The following is a 3,381-nucleotide window of genomic DNA, read 5'->3' on the forward strand; positions in this document are numbered from 1 at the left end:
GCCACGCCCGCGCACATGATGGCGCAGGCGGGCAGCTCGGCGGGCGCAGACCCGGTGCTCGCACGGGCGCACCACGGCTCAGTCTCCAAGGACCAGCGGGCACTCATCGAGGACGACCTGAAGTCAGGCCGGCTACGCTGCGTCGTGGCCACCTCGTCGCTGGAACTCGGCATCGACATGGGAGCTGTGGACCTGGTGGTGCAGGTGGAGTCGCCGCCGTCGGTGGCCAGTGGCCTGCAGCGCGTGGGGCGGGCCGGCCACCAGGTGGGCGAAGTCTCGCAGGGCGTCCTGTTTCCCAAGCACCGCGCGGACCTGGTCCACACCGCCATTACCGTGGAACGAATGCTGAACGGCAAGATCGAACGCCTCAGCATCCCGGCCAACCCGCTGGACATCCTGGCCCAGCAGACGGTGGCCGCCACCGCCCTGGGAAGCATCGACGTGGAGGAGTGGTTCGCCACCGTCCGGCGCTCCGCCCCATTCGCTTCACTCCCCCGCTCGGCGTTCGAGGCCACCCTCGACCTCCTGGCCGGGCGCTATCCATCGGACGAATTCGCCGAGCTCCGGCCCCGGATTGTCTGGGACCGCAACGCCGGCACCATCGAGGGCAGGCCCGGCGCCCAGCGCCTCGCCGTGACCTCCGGCGGCACCATCCCGGACCGCGGCCTGTTCGGCGTCTACATCATCGGCACCGAGGTGGAAGGCTCCGCCTCCCCCTCCGGCGATGGCAAGCCGGCCCCCGCGCCCAAGGGCGGCCGGCGCGTGGGTGAGCTGGACGAGGAGATGGTGTACGAGTCCCGGGTGGGGGACGTCTTCGCGCTGGGTGCCACCAGCTGGAAGATCGAGGACATCACCCACGACCGCGTGCTGGTATCCCCTGCCTTTGGCCAGCCAGGCAAGCTGCCGTTCTGGAAAGGCGACTCACTGGGCCGGCCGGTGGATTTGGGACGTGCCCTGGGCGCGTTCGTCCGCGAATTGTCAGCGTCCGACGCCGGCCCTGCCGCCGAGCGCTGCAAGGCGAGCGGGCTGGACGAGTTCGCCGCCAACAACCTGATCCAGTACCTGACGGAGCAGAAGCAGGCCACCGACGTAGTGCCAAGCGACACCACCCTGGTGGTGGAGCGGTTCCATGACGAGCTGGGCGACTGGCGGGTCATCCTGCACAGCCCGTTCGGCATGCCCGTGCACGCACCCTGGGCCCTCGCCGTGGGGCAGCGGCTCCACCAGCGGTACGGCCTGGACGGCTCCGCCATGGCCGCCGACGACGGCATCGTCCTGCGCGTGCCCATGATGGAGGACGAGCCTCCGGGCGCGGAGCTGTTCCTCTTCGACCCGGAAGAGCTGGAACAGATTGTCACCGCCGAGGTGGGCGGCAGTGCACTGTTCGCGTCACGGTTCCGGGAATGCGCTGCGCGGGCGCTCCTGCTCCCCCGCCAGACGCCCGGGAAGCGGCAGCCGCTGTGGCAGCAGAGGCAGCGCTCAGCGCAGTTGCTGGACGTCGCCAGGAAATACCCCACGTTCCCCATCGTGCTGGAGACGGTGCGCGAGTGCCTGCAGGACGTCTACGACCTCCCCGCCTTGAAGGACATCGCCGCCTCCGTGGAACGGCGCGAACTGCGGATCGTCCAGACCACCACCCAGCAGCCGTCGCCGTTCGCCAAGTCCCTGCTGTTCGGGTACGTGGCCCAGTTCCTCTACGAGGGCGATTCACCCCTGGCGGAACGGCGGGCCGCGGCGCTGGCCCTGGACTCCACGCTCCTCAATGAGCTGCTGGGCCGCGTGGAACTGCGGGAACTGCTGGACGCAAGGGTCATCGAAACCACGGAGCGGGAGCTGCAGCGGCTGGCCCCGGACCGGAGGGCACGGGGGCTCGAGGGCGTGGCGGACCTGTTGCGGCTGCTCGGGCCGCTGACGCCGGAAGAGGTGGCGGCCAGGCTGCAGGGCGAGGACAACGCACCCGGGGAAATTGCCGCCGGCCCGGCTGCCGCAGATGGCGACGTTGAACCCACGGATGCCGAGCTCGCGGCCGGACTGGACGGCCGCGGGGGTGTATCCGAGGCAGCCCACGGCAGCATTGGGTCCGCAACAGCCCACCTGGCAGCGCTGCAGCGCGCCAACCGGGCCATCAAAGTGAACATCGGCGGGGTTGAACGGTTCGCCGCAGTTGAGGACGCCGCCCGGCTGCGGGATGCCTTGGGCGTGCCTCTGCCCATGGGCGTTCCCCTGGCCTTTATCGAGCCGGTGGCGGATCCGCTCGGGGATCTCGTCTCCCGCTATGCCCGCACCCATGGCCCGTTTACGGCTGCTGAAGCGGCAGCGCGGTTGGGACTGGGCGTGGCGGTGGTGGGCACCGCCCTCAAGCGGCTCGCCGCGGATGGACGGGTAGTGGAAGGGGAGTTCCGGCCCAACGCGGCCCCACCGGGCAGCGCAGTCCACGCGGGCAGTGGGGTCCAGCCGGGCAGTGCCGACCCGCCGGCAGGCATCGATGGTGCCGGTGCCGAAGGATTGGACGCCGGGCCGCTTGAGCCCGACGACGACGAAGCCGCCGCCGGTTACCTTGCAGGCGATGACGACCTTGATGTTGCGGGGGAAGAAGAGGACGAGGAGCTGGCGCCGGCCGAAATGGCGCACCTGCCGGCGGTTGGGCAGGCAGCACCCGAACTCCCGCACGCCGGCGTCAGCGAATGGTGCGACGCCGAGGTGCTGCGCAAGCTCCGCCGCCGTTCGCTGGCGGCACTGCGGGCCGAAGTGGAACCGGTGGACGCCGCCGCCTACGGCCGGTTCCTTCCTGCCTGGCAGCACGTGCGCGTTCCGGGCGGCGGTCGCGGCCAGCCGTCGCTTCGCGGCCTGGACGGCATCATTACCGCCATTGACCAGCTTTCCGGGGTGCCCGTCCCCGCGTCCGCCTGGGAGCCGCTCATCCTGGCCAGCCGGGTGTCCAATTACCAGCCGGCCATGCTGGACGAACTTATGGCTACCGGGGAGGTCCTGTGGTCCGGGGCCGGAGCCCTGCCGGGAAATGACGGCTGGATCAGCCTGCACCTTGCGGACTCGGCGGAGCTCACCTTGAACCCCGCTCCGGAGTACCAGCCGGGCGACGCCGGGCAACGCCTGCTCGACCACCTGCGCGCCAACGGCGGCGGCTATTTCTTCCGCCAATTGACGGACATCGCTGGCGGCATGGACTCGGTGCTCAGCGACCAGGACGTGGTGACTGCGCTCTGGGAGCTGGCGTGGGCCGGCCGCATCACAGGCGACACCTTCACCCCCGTCCGTGCGCTGATCGCCGGCGGCCATACGGCACATCGGCAGGTGGCACGCGCACCGCGGGCCAGGGCACCTCGGCTCAGCAGGCTGGGGCGTTCGCACGGCACCGGACTG

Annotated in this window: 1 protein-coding gene; it reads left to right on the plus strand. The window is 70.6% G+C overall.

Annotation, left to right across the window (positions count from 1 at the left end):
- Window positions 1-3,381: DNA glycosylase AlkZ-like family protein (locus AC5RTT_RS20205; protein WP_494146654.1), on the plus strand; the 3,381-nt coding region annotated here is incomplete at both ends.

The organism is Arthrobacter sp. Y3221157, from assembly GCF_059089865.1.